Raw genomic sequence first — 17,992 nt, forward strand, 5'->3', positions numbered from 1 at the left:
TGTCCAACATTAGTAGCGCTTATGGACATCGATCTCTACAAATCCTTCCTGGCGATCTATGACACGGGCAGCTTCACGCGTGCCGCCCGTGAGGTCGGCCGCACCCAGTCGGCGATCAGCCAGCAGATCAGGCGGCTGGAAGAGACGCTGGGCCGCCCGCTTTTCACCCGCGCCCCCGGAAGCGTCGAACTGACAGAATACGGCAAGTCGCTGCTGGGCTTCGCCCGCGACATCGTCGAGACACATGCCGAGGCGCTTGCCGCCTTCAGCCGCGGATCGTTCCAGGGCCTCGTCGTGCTCGGCATTCCCGACGGCTATGTGAAGCGTGTCCTGCGCGACGTGCTGCTCGAATTCACTGCTCTCTATCCCGAGGCAACCATCAACGTCGTCATCGACGACTCGCCGGGGCTGGCGCGTCGCATCGCCGACGGCTCGGTCGACCTGACCTTTCTGACGGAGGGAAACTGGCCGACGCGCGGCGAGGTCGCGTTCAACGACCGGCTGGTGATTGCCGGTCCCGCCACGGGCGACCTCCACAAGGCCGCCCCCTTGCCGCTGGCCGTGTGGGACGAGCGCGCCTTCGACCATCGCCTGATGATCGAGGCCCTTGAAGCCATGAAGCGCCGCTACCGCATCGCCTGCATCTGCCGCAGCGTCTATGGCAAGCATGCCGCGATCACCGCCGGGCTGTGCGCCTCGGTGATGGTGGAAAGCAGTCTGATCGAGGGCGAGCGGGCCTACCTGCCGGAAGACGGTTTTCCGGTGCTCGGCAATGTCAGCGTCCGGCTCGAGCGCTCGCACCTGAAGAAATCTCCGGTGGTCGACCGGCTGGAACGCCATCTGCTCGAGCATTTTTCAAGAAGAGCATTTCCCGGGGAGGCGCGCGCCGCCTGACCTGAACCGACCCGGCGTTGGGCGAAATAAACCCGCCCCAGTCAGAACGCCTTACGCCGAAACCATCCCGATCTCGTCGATGCAGCGTCTTAGCCGCTGCGCCGCGTGTCGGCCGAGCGATATCGGGGCGATGCCTTCGCCGACCGAAAAGCTGCAACGTCCCGACCCCAGCCACTGGATATTCTCCAGCCGTGCAAGATTGACGATGAACGAGCGGCTGACGCGGAAGAAGGGCGGCGTCGGCAACTGGGCCTCGAAGTGCCGCAACAGCCGGCACACCAGATGATCGCGTTCGCCGGCGACGAAGATGCGGGTGAAATCCTCTTCCGCCTTGAGCAGGGTAATCTTGTTGAGCGCCACGATCGTCGACTGGCCGCCGATGCGCAGGTGAAGGCGCTGCTCCGACAGATGCGCCGTGTCCGCGCCGTTCCCCTGCTGCTGCGCCGGCGTGGCCGTCATGATCTGGCGTTGGCGCAGCCGCTCGACCGTCACCGCCAGGCGGTCCGGGTCCACCGGTTTCAGCAGAAAATCCATCGCGGCGACGTCGAAGGCCTTCAGCGCATAGGAGTCGTGCGCGGTGACGAAAACCACCGCCGGCGGCGGCGACAACTGGTCGAGCATGTCGAAGCCCAGGCCGTCGGCCAGTTCTATGTCGAGGAACAGCGCGTCGGGGCGCAGCGCCAGCGCCATTTCGCGCGCCTGCCGCACGCTGCCGGCCTCGCCGACGATCTCGGCGTCGGCATGCGCCTGCATCAGGCGCCGCAGCCCCCGCCGCGCCGGCGGTTCGTCGTCGACAAGCATCACACGAAGCATGCCGACCCCCGCAGCGCCAGCCGGGCGACCACTCTTTCGCCGTCCTGCGTCAGCGACAATTCATGGCGCTGCGGATAGTGCAGTTCCAGCCGCCGCCTCGTGTTCGCCAGCCCCACGGCCGGCCCGGCGCCCGCCTGCGCCGACAGGCGGCCGGGATTGGTCACCTCGATGACGGTCGTGTCGCCGTCGGTCCGGCGGACGGAGACACCGACCAGCAGCGTTTCCGCGGGTGAACGCAGCCCGTGCTTGATGGCGTTCTCGACCAGGCCCTGGACGACCAGATGCGGCACCGCGACCGACCGCGCCGCCGGGTCGACCTCGATCCTGCACCGCAGGCGGTCCTCAAACCGCAATTCCTGGATGCGGACATAGGCGCGCACCGCTTCGATCTCGTCGGCGAGCGGGCAGACCTGCCGGTTTTGCTTGTCGAGCGAATAGCGCAGGTAGGCCGCGATGCGCCGGGTCATTTCCAGCGCCGCCTGCGGGCGTTCTTGTATCTCGGCCGAAAGCGTGTTCAGCGCGTTGAACAGGAAGTGCGGGTCGAGCTGCAAGCGCAGATGCTGCAATTCGGCGCGCATCGCCGCGGCCTCCGCCTCGCTGCGCTGGGCGCGTTCCGTGCGCGCCGCGATTTCCGCGCGCACCCAGAAATAGGCGAGCGACCAGGCGAGAAACACCGTCGTGTAATAGATTGCGGGGATGGACGGGTCTTCCGCCATGGCCGGCGCGGGAATCACGACGAGGTTGCTCTTGACCCACCCGGCGAGTTGCATCTGCAGCAGTCCGCCAACCACCGAATAGGCCAGCACCAGCGGAGCCATGGCCATTGGGCGAAACCCCGAGCGCCTCAGCAAGGTCGCGTGTGCCAGCGCCGTCAGCGCGAAGCCGACCGGGTCCAGCACAAGCGTCAGCGCTAGGGCCAGACCGACGCTGTCGAACGCCGCCAGACGCGAGGTGAGGCCGAACACGGCGATGAACAGCCAGGCCACCGTATGGGCCACCCAGAACGAGTCGGCGCCCACCGGCCACGGGAACAGCGACGGCCGCGGTCGCGCCTCCCGGCGGTCGCCGGAAGGCGCCGCATAGCCGGCCGAACTGTTCATCTGGACCTGTCCCGCGGTCGCCGGTCTCGTCAATACCCTGTCTCGCCCGTTATCGGTTTGTTCACTAAACAGCTCCGTTTCATCGACCGAATCGGCGGTTTCGTCGAGTATCGCGTGCTTTCCGCGGCGGCACACACGTAATAGCATACGCGGCGTTGCCGTGTGTGCGGATTCGAGGCGAGGAGAGGCGGACATGGCTAACGGGATCGGCCCGCTGGGAGCGGGTTCGTTGCGGCGGCTTGCCTCGCGGCTAGGCAGCGGCCAGGCGAAAAACCCCCACAGCCGGAATGCATTGCACCTCGTGATCGTATCGGCCCTCGGCCTTTGCGGTGCGGCCATGGCCGGCCAGGCGCAGGCAAGCTGCAACGGCGCCTCGAACCAGGACCTTTCCGCGGGCGACTACGGATATTCATGGTCCATCTGCAATGGCGCCGCGGGTACCGACAGCAAGGACGAGAAGGATGGCGCCCGGGGCGACAGCATAACGATCACCACCGAGGGAACCTACGCGACCGATGCCGGCGTTCCCCCTTACGGCTTGCCGTCGGGCGCCGTGGGCGGCGTCATCATGACCTACACGCGCGGCGGCGATGGGGTCGACGAGGGCAATGCGGGCGGCGGCGGCGGCATAGGGCTCACCAGCCATAACAGCGTCACCGTCAGCGGCACGGGAAACTCGGGCTATCTCGGCAGCCTGATCTCCGCCTACTCGTGGGGCGGCAATGGCGATTCCGACAACGACAACAACGATTCGGATGGCGGGGACGGCGGCGCGGGCAGCGCGATAAACGTCACCAACTACGGGACCTTGACCATCGACGGGACGGTTACGCCGCTGAGCGGAGGCATGTACGGCATCCTCGCGGTGAGCGGTGGCGGCACCGGCGGAGAGCAGAACAACAGTACGTCCGGCCTTGGTGATCAGATAGGCGGAGATGGCGGGTCGGCGGGCTCCGTTTTCGTGTCGAACTCGGGCACGATCAACATCGGCAGTACATCGAGCCGCATGCAGGGCATTGCCTCGGGCGCCGGCATCTATGCCGATTCGGGCGGCGGCGGCGGCGGGGTCCACAATGGCGGCGCTGGCAACGGCGGTTCGGTGACCGTCCAGCATGATGGCCAGATCAACAATGTCTGGAACAACACCACGCAGGGTGGCGGCGAGATTTTTGGAATTCATGCGCGAAGCATAGGCGGCATCGGCACGGGTTCCACGGACAATAGTGATGACGGCGGACGAGGCGGAGATGCTTCGACGGTGACCGTCACGTCGACCGGCGGTATCCTGCTTGACGTCAGCGGCGATTTTACGGGCGAAGGCGCCGCCATTGCCGCGAGGAGTGTGGGCGAACAGGGCGGAACCGGCCCTTCCAAAGATGAATCGGGAGGCAATGGCGGATCCGGCAACTCGGCCACGGTCACATTGCAGGGCCCCAACGGTCGCATCACGACCAACGGCGACAATCTCTACGGCATATTGACCCAGAGTCTGGGTGGCCAGGGCGGCGATGGCGGCGATTCGACGGCATTGGCAGGCCAAGGCGGTGGTGGCGGTTTTGGTGGCAATGCCGGCGCAGTGACGGTTACGACCGACGCCGGCACCATCATCACCACGAGCGGTGACTATTCCGCCGGTATCGCCGCGCATTCGGTCGGCGGCGGCGGCGGCACCGGCAGCGACTTCACCAGCGTGCTGGGCGGCCAGGCCGGCAATGGCGGCAATGGCGGCAATGCCGGGACCGCGACCGTGACCAGCGCCGGCGCCATCACGACTTCCGGCGATCATGCCTATGGCGTGCTGGCGCAGTCGATCGCCGGCAGCGGCGGCGCCGGCGGGGTCGAAACCGGCGGCGTGGTCGCTCTCGGCGGCGATGGCGCCGGCGGCGGCACGGCCGGCGAAGCGATTGTCCGCAACAGCGGCGACATCACCACCGATGGCTACAGCGCCCATGGCATCGTCATCCAGTCAATCGGCGGCGGCGGCGGCGCGGCGGGATCGGCCAGCGGCCTGATGAGCGTCGGCGGCGACGCAGCGGGTTCCACCAAATCCAATGGCGGCGAGATCATGGCCTCCAACACCGGCACCATCCTGACTTCCGGCGACGCGGCGATCGGCCTGGTGGCGCAGTCGGTCGGCGGCGGCGGCGGCAGCGGCGGCGACAGCGAAGGCATCGCCGGCGTTGGCGGCAAGGGCTCCGCCGGCGGCGACGGCTCGAGCGTGAACATTACCAACCTCGGCGCCATCGAGACTGCCGGAGATTACGCTTACGGCGTGCTTGCCCAGTCGGTGGGCGGCGGTGGCGGCAATGGCGGCGACGTCCTGACCATCTCGACCATCGCGTCGATCGGCATCGGCGGCAGCGCGGCCGGCGGCGGCAATGGCGGCAACGTCTGCATCGACAACACCGGCGTCAGTTGCAGCGACAGCGGCGGACCGGCTGGCGCAGCCGCAACGATCGTCACGCATGGCGACTATGCCACCGGCCTGGCGGCGCAATCGGTCGGCGGCGGCGGCGGCAATGGCGGCAGCGTCCAGAATTACAGCCTGGCCTCGTTCCTGGCGCTGCAGGTCGGCGGCAATGGCGGCGGCGGCGGCATTGGCGAGAGTGCAACCATAAGGCAGAACGATCTGCAACTGAGCACCAGCGGCGCCCACGCCATCGGCGTGCTTGCGCAGTCGATCGGCGGCGGCGGCGGCAATGGCGGCGACGCGTCCTACTTCGACGCCACGATCGGTTTCAACGCGGCGCTGATCGTCGGCGGCGGTGGTGGCGGCGGCGGCTACAGCAGCGCGGTGATGGTGGATCTCGCCAACGCGACGGTAATCACCGGGGCGCCGGACGGCAGCGACCCCGCGACCTTCGCGCCGAACGATTCCTTCGGCATCCTGGCGCAGTCGATCGGCGGGGGCGGCGGCAATGGCGGCAGCACCAGCGCCAAGGATTTTGTTCTCGCGGCCCCGACCGGGACCGGCGTGCCGGTGGCCTTCAACTACCAGGCAGCGGTGGGCGGCAATGGCGGCAATGGCGGCGACGGTTGCCAAACGACCAATTCCAACGATCCGTGTACGGTGTCCGTGTCGTTGACCGACGGCACGTCCGTCACCACGCTGGGCGACGGCTCCCATGCCGTCGTGGCCCAGGCGATCGGCGGAGGCGGCGGCAATGGCGGCGATTCCTCCGTCCTGTCAACCACGCTCGGCGACAAGGATACGGTCGAACTGACCGCCGGTGTCTCGCTGGGCGGCGGCGTCGGCAATCTGATGCCGGGCTACGAATTCTCCAGCTCGAACGGAGGCTGGGGCGGCCTGGTCGACGTGACGCTCGGCGATCCAAACGGCACGGCGGTCAGTTCTCCGCCCTCGCTGGAGGCGCCGCCCTCGGCCATCCGCACCTATGGCGACTACGCCAACGGCGTGGTGGCGCAGTCGATCGGCGGCGGTGGCGGCAATGCCGGCATCGGCAGCAGCGACGTCTATTCGCAGGGCGGCGTCGTCAGCATCAAGGCGTCGATCGGCCTCGGCGGCGTCGGTGGAGCGGGCGGTTCGTCCGAACTGGTCACCGTCACCCAGAACCGCGGCCACGCGATCCAGACCTACGGCTCCGGCTCGCGCGGCATCGTCGCGCAGTCGATCGGCGGCGGCGGCGGCGCATCGCAGGGTGGCACGCTTTATCTGGCGGCCGGCGTCGACGGTTATGACGGCCGGCTCACCGTCGGCGTCGGCATGACCGGCGGTTCGGGCGGCGACAGCGGCGGCGTGACCGCGACCACCGCCGGAACCATCGCCACCACCGGCGGCGATGCCGACGGCGTGCTCCTTCAGGCGATCGGCGGCGGCGGCGGGCTTGGCGGCTCGCTCGGCGCGGACGCCTCGTCCCATGCCATCCTCGACCGCATCGGTCTGTTCGAGGACAACAAGAACCGGCTCGGCGACGGTGGCGCCTATACGCTTACCGTCGATGTCGGCGGCAAGGGCGGCACTGGCGGTCATGGCGGCGCGATCAACCTCGATCATATCGGCCAGATCGACACCAGCGGCGACTGGGCCGACGGCATCGTGGCGCAGTCCATCGGCGGCGGCGGCGGTGCCGGGGGCTCGTCCACGGCATCCGGCAGCAAGGTCACCGCCAGCATTGCGGTCAGCGTCGGCGGTAAGGGCGGCACCGGCGGCAATGGCGGGGAGATCGACGCGAACTTCGACGGCGACGACGACAATCACATCAACACCGCGGGTTATTCGGCCAACGCCGTCGTTCTGCAGTCTATCGGCGGCGGCGGCGGTACCGGGGGCGACGGATCCGACAAGTCCAGCGGCACCATTACCGTCGGAGGCTCGGCCGGCGGCACGGGGGGAACGGCCGGCGACGGCGGCACGATCAATGTCAAGACGGCGAGCTGGCTCACCGCGCAGACGCTCGGCGACGACTCGATCGGCATTCTCGCCCAGTCGATCGGCGGCGGCGGCGGCATCGGCGGCGCCGGCAACAGCAGTGGACAGGCGGAAGTCGACAGCTACGACATCGCCGTGGTCGTCGGCGGCCAGGGCGGCGTATCGGGCAACGGCGGCACCATCGGCCTGAGCACCGGCACCAGCATGAATACCTATGGCGACCGGGCCTATGGCATCCTTGCCCAGTCGATCGGCGGCGGCGGCGGCATCGGCGGCGCGGGTTCGGCCGACAACCTCGCCAGCGTGGTGCTTGGCGGCCAGGGCGGTGTCTCCGGCAACGGAAGTTCGGTGTCGCTGGACATTGCCGCCGGCAGTTCCATGAACACGCGGGGCGCCGGCGCCCATGCGATTGTCGCGCAGTCCATCGGCGGCGGCGGTGGCATCGGCGGCGACGCTTCGGGCGGCATTCTCTCGACGTCGCCGATCCTGAATGCGCCCGGCGGTAACTCGGGCAATGGTAACTTGGTTGACGTTACGGTCGACGCCAACATCACCACCAGTGGTGCCAACGCCTTCGGCATATTGGCGCAATCGATCGGCGGCGGCGGCGGCTTCGGCGGCGACCAGTCGGGAGGCTTCGCCGGCAACACGTCGTCAAACGCTGACGGAACGGGCAGCACGGTGACCGTAAGCCAGACCGGCATGATCAATGCAACCGGCGCGGGCTCGGTCGGAATCTTCGCGCAGAGCCAGGGCACGTTGGACCAGCAAGCGGTGACCGTGGACGTCAATGGCGCGGTAGCCGGCGGCAGCGGCGACTTCGGTGCCGGCATCTGGATCGCGGCCGGCAAGAACAACGTGCTGACGGTGAACACCGGGGGCAGCGTCTCGGCAGCCTCTGGCACCGCGATCCGCTTTGACGGCGATGCGTCGACCTCCTACGGCAGCCTGCTGACCGTCAACAACTCAGGCACCATCACCGGCGACATTCTGCTGAACAACACCGACAGCAGTTCCGCCGGCACCATCAACAACCAGGGCACGATCAATCCCGCCGCGACCAAGGCTTCCGACGCCGGGGCATCGGCTGCCGCGACCGCCCCGTCCGGCGGCACGCTGGTCGGCGCCTCGCTCTACGAGGCCAATGTCGTCAACGGTGGCACTCTGGTCGTCGGCCATGGCGGCAAGACCGACAGCACCGAGATCACCGGCAATTTTGCCCAGTCCGCGGACGGCACGCTGTCGCTCGACCTCGACATGGCGTCGGGCAAGTCGGACCGGCTGACGGTGCGCGGCGACGCCGCGCTCGGCGGCACGCTCGACATCAACGCGACAAGCCTGCTGCCCCGCCGTGAACTCGTGTTCCTCAGCATCGAGGGCGCGGCCACGGGGGCGCTGGAGACTTCAGCCAACCTCGCCTTCGACATCGGCATCTCAAAGTCGGGGCAGGATTACAGCCTCTCCACCTCGGCGGATTTCGACCGGGTGGGTTTGGACAGGAGCACTGACGAGATCGCCGACCATCTTCAGGAGATCTGGGATGCCGACGGCAATGACGATTTCGGCAGCCTGTTCGCAACGCTCTATGATGGCGCCGAGCAAGGAGACGACGCCTACGTCTCCATGCTGGCCGGCCTGCTGCCGGGCGTGAGCCTCGCGCCGGCCGCGCGCTTCCAGCGGACGATCATCGGCTTCAACGATTCGCTGATGAGCTGCCCGAAAACCTCGGCCGGCGGCCTGATGCTCGGCGAGACAAGCTGCGTCTGGGCCGACATCAGCGGCGGCAGCTTCGACCAGAACGGCTCGTCGGGCTACAGCGACGACGCCATCACCTACCGCATGGGCACGCAGGTCGATCTCGCCCCCGGCTGGTTCCTCGGCCTGTCCGGCGCCTACCAGCACAGCAAGATCGATGGCGACGACGGCCTGGTCAGCGGCTCCGGCGACGCCGGCTTCCTCGGTGCCGCGCTGAAGCGCGAGGTCGGTCCCTGGCTGTTCGCCGGCGTCATCAGCGGCAGCTACGGCAGCTACGACATGCAGCGGGGTGGCATTCCGGGCGCGGCCGGCGCGGCCGAAAGCTCGCCCGACGTCTATGGCGGCGCGCTGCGCTTCCGCGTCGCCCGCACCTTTGCGAACACGGACTATTACATAAAACCCTATCTCGACCTCGACGCGGTCTACACCCGCATGTCGGGTTACACCGAAAGCGGGGCCGGGGTGGCCGGGCTTAGGGTCGAGGGCAGCGACCAGTTCGCCTTCGTCGCCTCGCCGATGATCGAGATCGGCGGGTCGGTGGCGCTCGGCGCGGACTACATGCTGCGGCCCTATGCCTATGCCGGCGCCAGCCTCTCGACCGCCGACGAATGGACGGCGGATGCTCGCCTCAGCGGCGCGCCCGCGGGCGTCGGCATGTTTGAGGCGTCGCTGCCGATGGACGACGTGCTGTTCAAGGTCGGTGCCGGGCTGCATCTGTCGAAGGTCGGCGGCATGGACATCGAGCTTCAGTACGCTGGCGCATTCTCAGACGAAACATCGAGCAATTCCGGGATGTTGCGGATCAACGTGCCGTTCTGATCGCAAGCCGGAACGGCGCTCCGCCTTCTCCCGTGAAGTCGGGAAGATGCTGGAATACCAGCGGCTTGCGTGGCGTCCGCGCCCAGGACAGCGTGACGGGCTTGACGCTGGACCGGTTTTTGCAGGCAGCGTCGACGTTTTCGCCCACAGCGCTTTCACGCGCCACGCGTTCGCGGAATTGAATCCGGCGTCTCAAGATCAGCGCATTCGGACAGCCAATGACGACGGACAGGACATCGCGCGCGCCAGTTCGTCTACAATCGCCAGTGCGTGGGCCCGCGCCTCGTAGGTTTCGCGGCACAGTTCATGGTTGAGGACGATCTCCATCAATGCATCCGTGAGAGACGCCTCGAACGCCACCGGCGATGAAGCGATCTGCGTCACTTCGGCCGCGAGTTCCTGAGCCTCCCCGCACGAGGCCGGACCGCCTCTCTGGATCATGTCGCGGATTTCCTGAAGCGTATGCATGGCCAAGCTCGCACCCGTCCAAACGCAATGCGGGCGGGCGCGGTTCCCTGCGATAGGCGCGGCTACCTGCTTATGCGCGTCGACAGGATGATCGACGACAGCGTGCGCTCGACGCCCTCGACTTCGCCGATTCGGTCGATGAGGTGATCGAGTTCGCTGATCGACTGCGCGGCGACGATGGCGATCAGATCAAAACTGCCGCTCACCGAATGCAGGGTTTTCACCTCCGGGATGGACGCCAGCTCGGCGGTGACGCGGGGCAGAGCCTTCGGCCCGACGGTGACCAGCACATGCGCTCTGACGATGTTGCGCTCGAACTCGTCGGACAGCCTGACGCCGTAGCCGACGATCACCCCTTCCCGCTCCAGCCTTTCGATCCGGGCCTGCACGGTGGTGCGCGACAGGCCGAGGCGCCGCGCCAGCTCGGAGGTGGAGGCGCGGGCATTCTCGCTGAGCAATGCCAGCAACTGGCGGTCTTTTTCGCTCGTCGTCATTTCGTTCAATTCTACCGTCGAATTGCTCGAAAAGATACGGCGATCCGATCAGCTTGGCGCTTACATCCGGCATGGCTGTGGGCGACACTGCCGTTTCTCAGGACAAGCAGCTCGCGGGGCAGACATGAAGGACGTTATCGTAATCGGGGCCGGCAAGATCGGCTCGACCATCGCCCATCTGCTTGCCGGTTCCGGCGACTATTCCGTCACCATCGTCGATCAGCAGCGGGAGCAGCTCGACCGTGTCGACCGGCACCAGGCGATCACGCCGACTGTGCTGGACATCGGCGACAAGGCCGCGCTGCAAGCCCTGATGGCCGGAAAATTCGCGGTGCTCAGCGCCGCGCCGTTCCATCTGACGACCAAGATCGCCGAAGCCGCCGCCGCGGCCGGCATCCACTATCTCGATCTCACCGAGGACGTCGAATCGACCAGGCGCGTCAAGGAAATCGCGGCCAACGCAAAAACCGCCTTCATTCCGCAATGCGGCCTGGCGCCGGGCTTCATCTCGATCGTCGCCAAGGATCTGGCGGATCGCTTCGACACGCTGGACACGGTTCGCATGCGGGTCGGCGCGCTGCCGCAATATCCGTCCAACGCGCTGAACTACAATCTCACCTGGAGCACCGACGGGGTCATCAACGAATATATCGAGCCCTGCGAGGCGATCGTCGAGGGCTACCTGACCAAGGTGCCGGCGCTGGAGGAACTGGAGGAGTTCGCGCTGGACGGCGTCACCTACGAGGCGTTCAACACCTCGGGCGGGCTCGGCACGCTGTGCGAGACGTTCGAAGGCAAGGTGCGCACGCTGAACTACCGCACCATCCGCTATCCCGGCCATGCGACGATCATGAAGGCGCTGCTCAACGACCTCGACCTGCGCCACCGCCGCGACGTGCTGAAGGACATCCTGGAAAAGGCGCTGCCGACCACCAGCCAGGACGTTGTCGTCGTCTTCGTCACCGTCACCGGCCACAAGGACGGACGGCTTACGCAGGACACCTATGCCAACAAGATCTACAGCGAGGTCGTGGGCGGAAAACTTCTCAGCGCCATCCAGATCACCACGGCCGGCAGCATCTGCGCCGTGCTCGACATGCTGGCGGACGGCACGCTGCCCGCCAAGGGTTTTGTCCGGCAGGAGGAGATCTTGCTGGACCGTTTCCTCGCCAACCGTTTTGGCCGCTACTACGCGATGCAGCCGCGGATGAAGGCCGCCGGGTGAACAGCCCGGACGCTCGTTTCCCGGTTCGAGAATAAGCCTCAAGAAGGGGGGACGCCCTCCACCGTGCACCGCACGGTGGAGGGCGAAATAATTTCGGAAGGGCCGCCAGCGCGGGGAATCGATCCTTCGTCAGCAATTCCCTGAACGAACGGGCGGCAGCGGATCGCCCGCGGGAGCGTGTAGCAGGGGCCTGCTCCGCGAATCACCCCGCGGCGACGGCCTGCAGCGTCTCCACCACCTTGTCGACGTCAGCCTCGGTCATGTCGGGATAAAGCGGCAGCGACAGGCAACGCGCATAATAACCGTCGGCGCCGGGAAGGTCCGGTGAGGCCGACGCCTCCACATAGTAGGGCTGGCGATGGATGGGGATATAGTGCACCTGCGTGCCGACGCCCCGCTCCCGCAGCCTGTTCATGAATTTCGCGCGGCTGATGCCTATGCCGTCGAAATCGACCAGCGCCACCATCAGGTGCAGCGCGGAATTGCTGCCCTTCGGCGCCTCAACCAGGCGCAGCGTGTCGCTGTTCAGTTTGGCGAACTGCTCGCGATAGCGGGCCGTCAGCGCCCGCCGGCGTTCGAGGAATTCCGGCAAGCGGCCGAGCTGCGACAGGCCGAGCGCGGCCTGAAAATCGGTCAGTCGGTAGTTGAGGCCGAGCGTGCGCAGTTCGTGATACCAGGGGTTGGTGGCGCCGTCGGCGTCGAAGGCAAGCGCGGCATTGCCAAAGCCCTCGCGCTCACGCTCGAGGCCATGGTTGCGCTCCAGCCGCATCTGGCGGGCCATCCTGTCGTCATTGGTGGTGATGGCGCCGCCTTCGCCGGTGGTGATGGTCTTGACTGGATGGAAGGAGAAGACCGCCAGATCGGAATAGGTGCAGTCGCCGACGCTCCAGGGCTCGCTCTCGCTCGATTCGGTGCCGAGCGCATGGCAGGCGTCCTCGACGATCTTCAGCCCGCGGGCGCGGGCGATCGCGGCGATTTCGGCCATGGGAACCGGATGCCCGCCCATATGGACGACGAATACCGCCTTGAGCCGCTTCGGGTCGGCGCGGGCGATCGCAGCCTCGAGCGCGGCCGGCGTGATCAGCGCGGTGTCGGGATCGACATCGGCGAAGATGATTTCGGCGCCGACGTAACGCGGTCCGTTGGCGGTGGCGACGAAGGAGATCGACGGCACGATTACCTGGTCGCCCGGCTTCAGGCCGAGTGCCAGACTGGCCAGATGCAGCGCAGCCGTGCCGTTGGCGCAGGCGACGGCGTGCTTGACGCCGATGAACTTCGCAAGCGCCTCCTCGAATATGCCGACTGCCGGGCCGGTGGTTAGGAAATCGCCGCGGAGGACATTGACGACCGCCTGGATGTCGTCCTCGCTGATGGACTGCCGGCCATAAGGTAACATTCGAAAAGACTCCGCCATAGTTGGGGCAAACTGTTTTGTTGGCTTCATAAATGTCGAGAGGATTCGCCTCGACCGATCCGACAAGGAGACGAGCGTTTGGCCGGAATTGTGGCACGCCCTGAAAGCGCGCGGACTATTGCCACACTATCGGCGTGCGTCAAGCGCCGATGGGCCGCTCAAACAACGGAACAGGCCGTAGCGCAGGGTCGGGTTTTCGACTTTCATCTTCTGCAACGCAGCATATTGACTTTGGACGCCGGTCACTGTTGAACGGCGCATCCATCTTTCAGGGGTTTGGGGCACCCTAACTCAAAGTGCAAAATCCGAGCGGAGGGACAGTGAAAACACTGCCGTCTGCCGAACCAGCGAGATAGAGAATGCAACTAATCGACCTGAACAGCCGGAACATCCTCGTGACCGGAGGCACCGGCTCTTTCGGCAAAGCCTTCATCAACCGCGTGCTTTCGACCAGCACCCCAGACCGCATCGTCGTCTATTCGCGCGACGAGCTGAAGCAGTACGAAATGCAGCAGCAGTTGCGCCAGAAGTTCTCCGCCGACAAGCTGCATGCGCTGCGTTTCTTCATCGGGGACGTGCGTGACCAGGACCGCCTGCGCATGGCCATGCGCAACATGGACTACGTCGTCCACGCAGCCGCGCTGAAGCAGGTGCCGGCCGCCGAATACAACCCGATGGAATGCATCAAGACCAACATCATGGGCGCCGAGAACGTGATCGCCGCCGCCCTCGATAACGACATCGAAAAGGTCGTCGCGCTCTCCACCGACAAGGCGTGCAATCCGATCAACCTCTACGGCGCCACCAAGCTGGCCTCGGACAAGTCGTTCGTGGCCGCCAACAACCTGGTCGGCCGCAACCGCAAGACCCGCTTTGCCGTCGTGCGCTACGGCAACGTCATCGGCTCGCGCGGCTCGGTCGTGCCGTTCTTCGCCGCGCTCGCCAAGCAGAACGCCGACATCCCGATCACCGACGAGCGCATGACCCGCTTCTGGATCACGCTGGAACAGGGCGTCGACTTCGTGCTGTCCAGCTTCCCGATCATGCAGGGCGGCGAAATCTTCGTGCCGAAGATCCCCAGCGTGAACATCATGCAGCTTGCCAACGTGATCGCGCCGAACTGCAAGACCCACACGGTCGGCATCCGCCCGGGCGAGAAGCTGCACGAAGTGATGATCTCGGTCGACGATGCCTATATCACCGTCGATCTCGGCAGCCGCTACGCGATCGAGCCGGCCTTCGACGATTTCGCCCGCAAGTCTCTGAAGGAAACGCTGGGCGCGACCTCGGTGCCGGACCGCTTCACCTACTCCAGCGACACCAACCCCGACGTGCTCGACGACAACGGCCTGCGCAAGCTGCTCGCCGAAGCCGGGTATTGATTCTTTTCAAAGTCAATCATCGACGAAAGGCGCGACCCGGCTATGTCGGGTCCGCAGCGTACGCAGCCCCACAAATCAACCCGCTCGCCGTTTTGCGTGAATGGTATCCCCACGCCTTGCTTCTGGTGGGCGTGCCACGCCATACATTTAAGCTTCGCGCTGAAACGTCAGCATGATGCTATTTAGCTTGTATCCATTTCGGACAATCGTTTTCCGAAAGCGGTCCTTCGTCAACGACAGTGGCCGCATACTTTCTTCATAGTAGCCGAGCGGCCAAGCCCAACCGGACCTTTGGTATCGTACCGTACGTTCGGCCGTGATCGCCAAGATCACAGCAGCAGAACCCGTTCGGTGCACAATCTTCTTGATGTTGTCGAAGTATTCCGGCTTCTCATCAGGATGGACGTGACTGGCGACGTCGGTCGAAAACAGAAGATCGACCCCGGCCGCCGCAACCTCATCCAGTTCAGTCGAAATCTTGCCTAAGCGCGGCCGCTTGGCAAGCAACAATTGCTCGCCGAGCAATTCCTTTCCGTATGCGATGAAATCCTCAGAGACATCTATCCCGAAATAGCTTCCCGGGGCCTGAGACGTAATGAAGTGCGCACCGATGCGCAGGCTCCCACATCCATAGTCGCACACTTTCGCCGTCTCGCTGATGGGGAACTGCTGGCGAATCTCCATGGCCATAGGTCTACCATCTTCCCACCAGTCGACGTCTCGCAGAAGCCTTGGCCCGAGAGCCTGGTGTGGGACGCCGTTTCGGATCGCAGCCGCAGCACGCGAGGCCGAAAATTCAGAGAACTTCCCCGCCGCGCTTTTCCGTCCAGCTTCGATACAAGTCGTCGTATTTCCTGAGGTCATCCTCCAACGACATACCACCCCCAAGTAATCGTCCACGATCTACCCACCGACCGAGGACGACTTCGGCTTCTTGCCCCTCAGATCATGTTCTGCATGAAGCGGACGCCCGCCAGCGCAGAGTACTTGCGCACCAGCGCCGCGGCCTCCTGTATATCCTCCCGCTTCGAGGTCTGCGCAGTCTCGACCTTGTGGTCGGCTGCCGCAAGTGGCCGTCCGAACAGCGAATTGACATATTGGACCTGCGCCATGATCCGATGGCCGGCCTCGGGTCGGAGACCCTTGTGCAGTGCGCTGGTATCGACAAGGAACACGGTTCCCGCCTTGCCGGTGATGCGCACCTCGTCCTTCGTCAGCCCGGCTTTCGCTATGGCTGCGTCATCATGGCGGCCGTCGCTCCAGAGCGGGTCGGGTCGGTTTCGATGGGTGCCGCGCACTAGCGTGTGCGGACCGGATCTGTCGTCAACGTCCGTAAGATAGATGAAGACCTTGACGAAGCCGAGCCTGTGCATGTCGTGATGATAGAGCTGTGCGTTATCGGACAGCTCGCGGGCATTCTTCGGCTTTGCCGACGAACTGATGAAGGCGACCGGCGTGTTGAAGATCGGCGGCAGGCCCATATAGGCCTGGACGATAGACAGCAGCAGCGGGTCGGCGGAAAGCTCGTACATTTCCTCGAATGTGGTCAGCCACCTAGCATCGCCCTTGATCAAACCGGGAGCGTCGTCCCGGCCTTTGATCATGGCCTCGATCTTGGCGCCGTGATCGCCTTCCAGTCGCGCCAGCGTCTTCTTTTTCAGGCTCTGGACAAGAGCGTCCGGGGCAGGAAATTTCGAAACCCAATATCCGTGCATACCGAGATGACGGGCTGCGCCGTGAACGACCTTTGCCCACAGATCGGCATTCGGATCCTCGCCATCCTCGCCATTCACCATGGAGACTGTCGTTTCAGCGCGATCGGACTTGCCGCCCGTCACATAGCCCGAAAACATGGACTTCGAGAGGTCATAGTTGGTTTTGCGCGTATGCGAGGCGAGCACGTCGCTGAATATCTTGTTGCTCCTGCCGCGCGTTTCGGAAAAAGCTGCCCGCATTTGAAGGTAGGTTTCCTCGTCGTTCTGACCACCCCGGCGTACAAAGTCCTGGTAACCCTTGAGGACGCGGTGCGCCCGCCAGTTCGGTTCCAGGTAGCGGTCGAGGTTTTCGTTCAGATCGTCCACGGCAATCTGCTCCAACTGGATGGAGTCATTGCGCGCATCGATCAAGATGCGATCAGGGAATGCATTCATAGGCTGTGTTCCTTGAACTTACTCGGCTGCGGTTTTGATGGCGCCAAAGCTCTCGTCGAAATGCGCGGCGCGGAAAGTCGAGACGATCCGGGATACTACCCAGTTCGCGACATGCCGACCGTCATCTTCCCTAAAGCTGACTGGTGAATTCGCCATGACAATCTCATAGGACGGGAAATACGTCACGTTTGCGTACTTTCTTTCAAGTGCCCCAAGAGCCCCGCGCAGTATGCTCTTGCCTTCGGTATTCGCGACCAGAATATCCTGATTGCCGAATGTCCTTGACAGCCCGACCGGGGAAACGGTCACAACAATACGCACACCCGGGCGGACCCGACTGATGATTTCAACGACCTTGCTCATGTTGTCCAAATTCTCTTCATAGGACGACATGTGGAATTCTGTCTCGTCTTCTCCAGCCCCGCCGGCATAGCCCGGCTTCTGGCACGCGATCAGGCCGGAGCGCTTGTTTCGGAACACCTCGGCCATTCCGAGCGTGATGAAGAAGACTGACGCTTCGCCAATTCCCTCGTCGATCGCATTGTCGATCAGGGACACGGCGCGCCGCAAATGCGCAGGCGTGCGGCCGAAAACCGCGCGCCGATAAGGATCCTGGTAGATCGGCCCTCCGGATTGCCAGAGATGATCCTTGGGAAGAGTCCAGTAATCGTTCTCGTCTTGGCGCCATTCGCCGATGTGGCGCTCGAATTCCTGTCGGATCGTGAAGGAATTGTAGTAGTTCATGTGGGGACGGGTCGGAAGGCTGTCGATCTTGTACCGCTCGGCATCTGTGGGTACGGATTGCAGCGGCGGACCGACCTTTACCTTTTGCTCGGTAAGCGAAATTCGTATGCGTTCGGCAAAGCAACTGCCCATCGTGAACACAACATCGTCCGGCCCGAAGATCGGCTTGATCGGTACCGTCATCAGCTTGTTAAGATGATGCGAACTCCAACGAGAATTCGGCTTCAGCCGCGCCTGAATCTTCTGGATCGGGGCATTGACGGGTACAGCTTCCGACTTGACCGGCGCCGCGTTGATCTGGTCGTCGTTCATTGAAGTGCACTCCTATCGAAAGATAGTTCGTC

Annotated in this window: 12 protein-coding genes; 4 read left to right on the top strand and 8 right to left on the bottom strand. The window is 64.8% G+C overall.

Features of this window, described 5'->3' with window-relative positions; genetic code table 11:
- Positions 1-21 precede the first annotated feature (21 nt).
- On the top strand, positions 22-894 hold the full coding sequence (locus tag RB623_RS26275; protein ID WP_308060075.1) for a LysR family transcriptional regulator: 873 nt from the start codon (positions 22-24) through the stop codon (positions 892-894).
- A gap of 51 nt (positions 895-945) precedes the next feature.
- On the opposite strand, the gene RB623_RS26280 is transcribed toward RB623_RS26275, so the two are convergent.
- Positions 946-1,707, bottom strand: a complete 762-nt coding sequence (locus RB623_RS26280) for a LytTR family DNA-binding domain-containing protein (RefSeq protein WP_308060076.1) — start codon at positions 1,705-1,707, stop codon at positions 946-948.
- Positions 1,695-2,807 carry a histidine kinase gene (locus RB623_RS26285; RefSeq protein ID WP_308060077.1) on the bottom strand — a complete coding sequence of 371 codons (1,113 nt, stop codon included), beginning with the start codon at positions 2,805-2,807 and terminating at the stop codon, positions 1,695-1,697. Before RB623_RS26285 ends, RB623_RS26280 begins: the two co-directional genes overlap by 13 nt.
- A gap of 193 nt (positions 2,808-3,000) precedes the next feature.
- On the opposite strand from RB623_RS26285, the gene RB623_RS26290 reads away from it, so the two are divergent.
- A complete protein-coding gene (locus tag RB623_RS26290; protein ID WP_308060078.1) occupies positions 3,001-9,771 on the top strand; it encodes an autotransporter outer membrane beta-barrel domain-containing protein in 6,771 nt (2,256 codons plus the stop codon).
- Between the two features lie 198 nt (positions 9,772-9,969).
- On the opposite strand, the gene RB623_RS26295 is transcribed toward RB623_RS26290, so the two are convergent.
- Together RB623_RS26295 and RB623_RS26300 are read right to left on the bottom strand one after the other, a co-directional pair.
- Complete coding sequence (locus RB623_RS26295; RefSeq protein WP_308060079.1) at positions 9,970-10,239, bottom strand: hypothetical protein; 270 nt, start codon at positions 10,237-10,239, stop codon at positions 9,970-9,972.
- Positions 10,240-10,301: 62 nt separating this feature from the next.
- The gene (locus tag RB623_RS26300; RefSeq protein WP_308060080.1) at positions 10,302-10,733 is read right to left on the bottom strand and encodes an Lrp/AsnC family transcriptional regulator; all 432 of its coding nucleotides are present in this window, start codon (positions 10,731-10,733) and stop codon (positions 10,302-10,304) included.
- Positions 10,734-10,857: 124 nt separating this feature from the next.
- Here RB623_RS26300 and RB623_RS26305 point away from each other — a divergent pair, with 124 nt between their 5' ends.
- Positions 10,858-11,958, top strand: a complete 1,101-nt coding sequence (locus tag RB623_RS26305) for a saccharopine dehydrogenase family protein (RefSeq protein ID WP_308060081.1) — start codon at positions 10,858-10,860, stop codon at positions 11,956-11,958.
- 202 nt (positions 11,959-12,160) lie between these two features.
- On the opposite strand, the gene pseC is transcribed toward RB623_RS26305, so the two are convergent.
- Positions 12,161-13,354: a UDP-4-amino-4,6-dideoxy-N-acetyl-beta-L-altrosamine transaminase gene (gene pseC, locus RB623_RS26310; protein ID WP_308060082.1), complete on the bottom strand. Its 1,194-nt coding sequence runs from the start codon at positions 13,352-13,354 to the stop codon at positions 12,161-12,163.
- 377 nt (positions 13,355-13,731) lie between these two features.
- Here pseC and pseB point away from each other — a divergent pair, with 377 nt between their 5' ends.
- Positions 13,732-14,754, top strand: coding sequence for a UDP-N-acetylglucosamine 4,6-dehydratase (inverting) (gene pseB / locus RB623_RS26315; RefSeq protein ID WP_308060083.1), 1,023 nt, complete (start codon positions 13,732-13,734; stop codon positions 14,752-14,754).
- A gap of 147 nt (positions 14,755-14,901) precedes the next feature.
- Here the strand turns inward: pseB and RB623_RS26320 are convergent, their stop codons facing one another.
- From RB623_RS26320 to RB623_RS26330, 3 genes are all read right to left on the bottom strand, one after another.
- The gene (locus tag RB623_RS26320) at positions 14,902-15,444 is read right to left on the bottom strand and encodes a class I SAM-dependent methyltransferase (RefSeq protein WP_308060084.1); all 543 of its coding nucleotides are present in this window, start codon (positions 15,442-15,444) and stop codon (positions 14,902-14,904) included.
- 251 nt (positions 15,445-15,695) lie between these two features.
- Complete coding sequence (locus tag RB623_RS26325) at positions 15,696-16,904, bottom strand: phytanoyl-CoA dioxygenase family protein (protein ID WP_308060085.1); 1,209 nt, start codon at positions 16,902-16,904, stop codon at positions 15,696-15,698.
- An 18-nt stretch (positions 16,905-16,922) separates the two neighbouring features.
- A complete protein-coding gene (locus RB623_RS26330; protein ID WP_308060086.1) occupies positions 16,923-17,960 on the bottom strand; it encodes a GSCFA domain-containing protein in 1,038 nt (345 codons plus the stop codon).
- Positions 17,961-17,992: the final 32 nt, after the last annotated feature.

Source organism: Mesorhizobium sp. LHD-90 (assembly GCF_030929505.1).
Classification (GTDB): Bacteria; Pseudomonadota; Alphaproteobacteria; order Rhizobiales; family Rhizobiaceae; genus Kumtagia.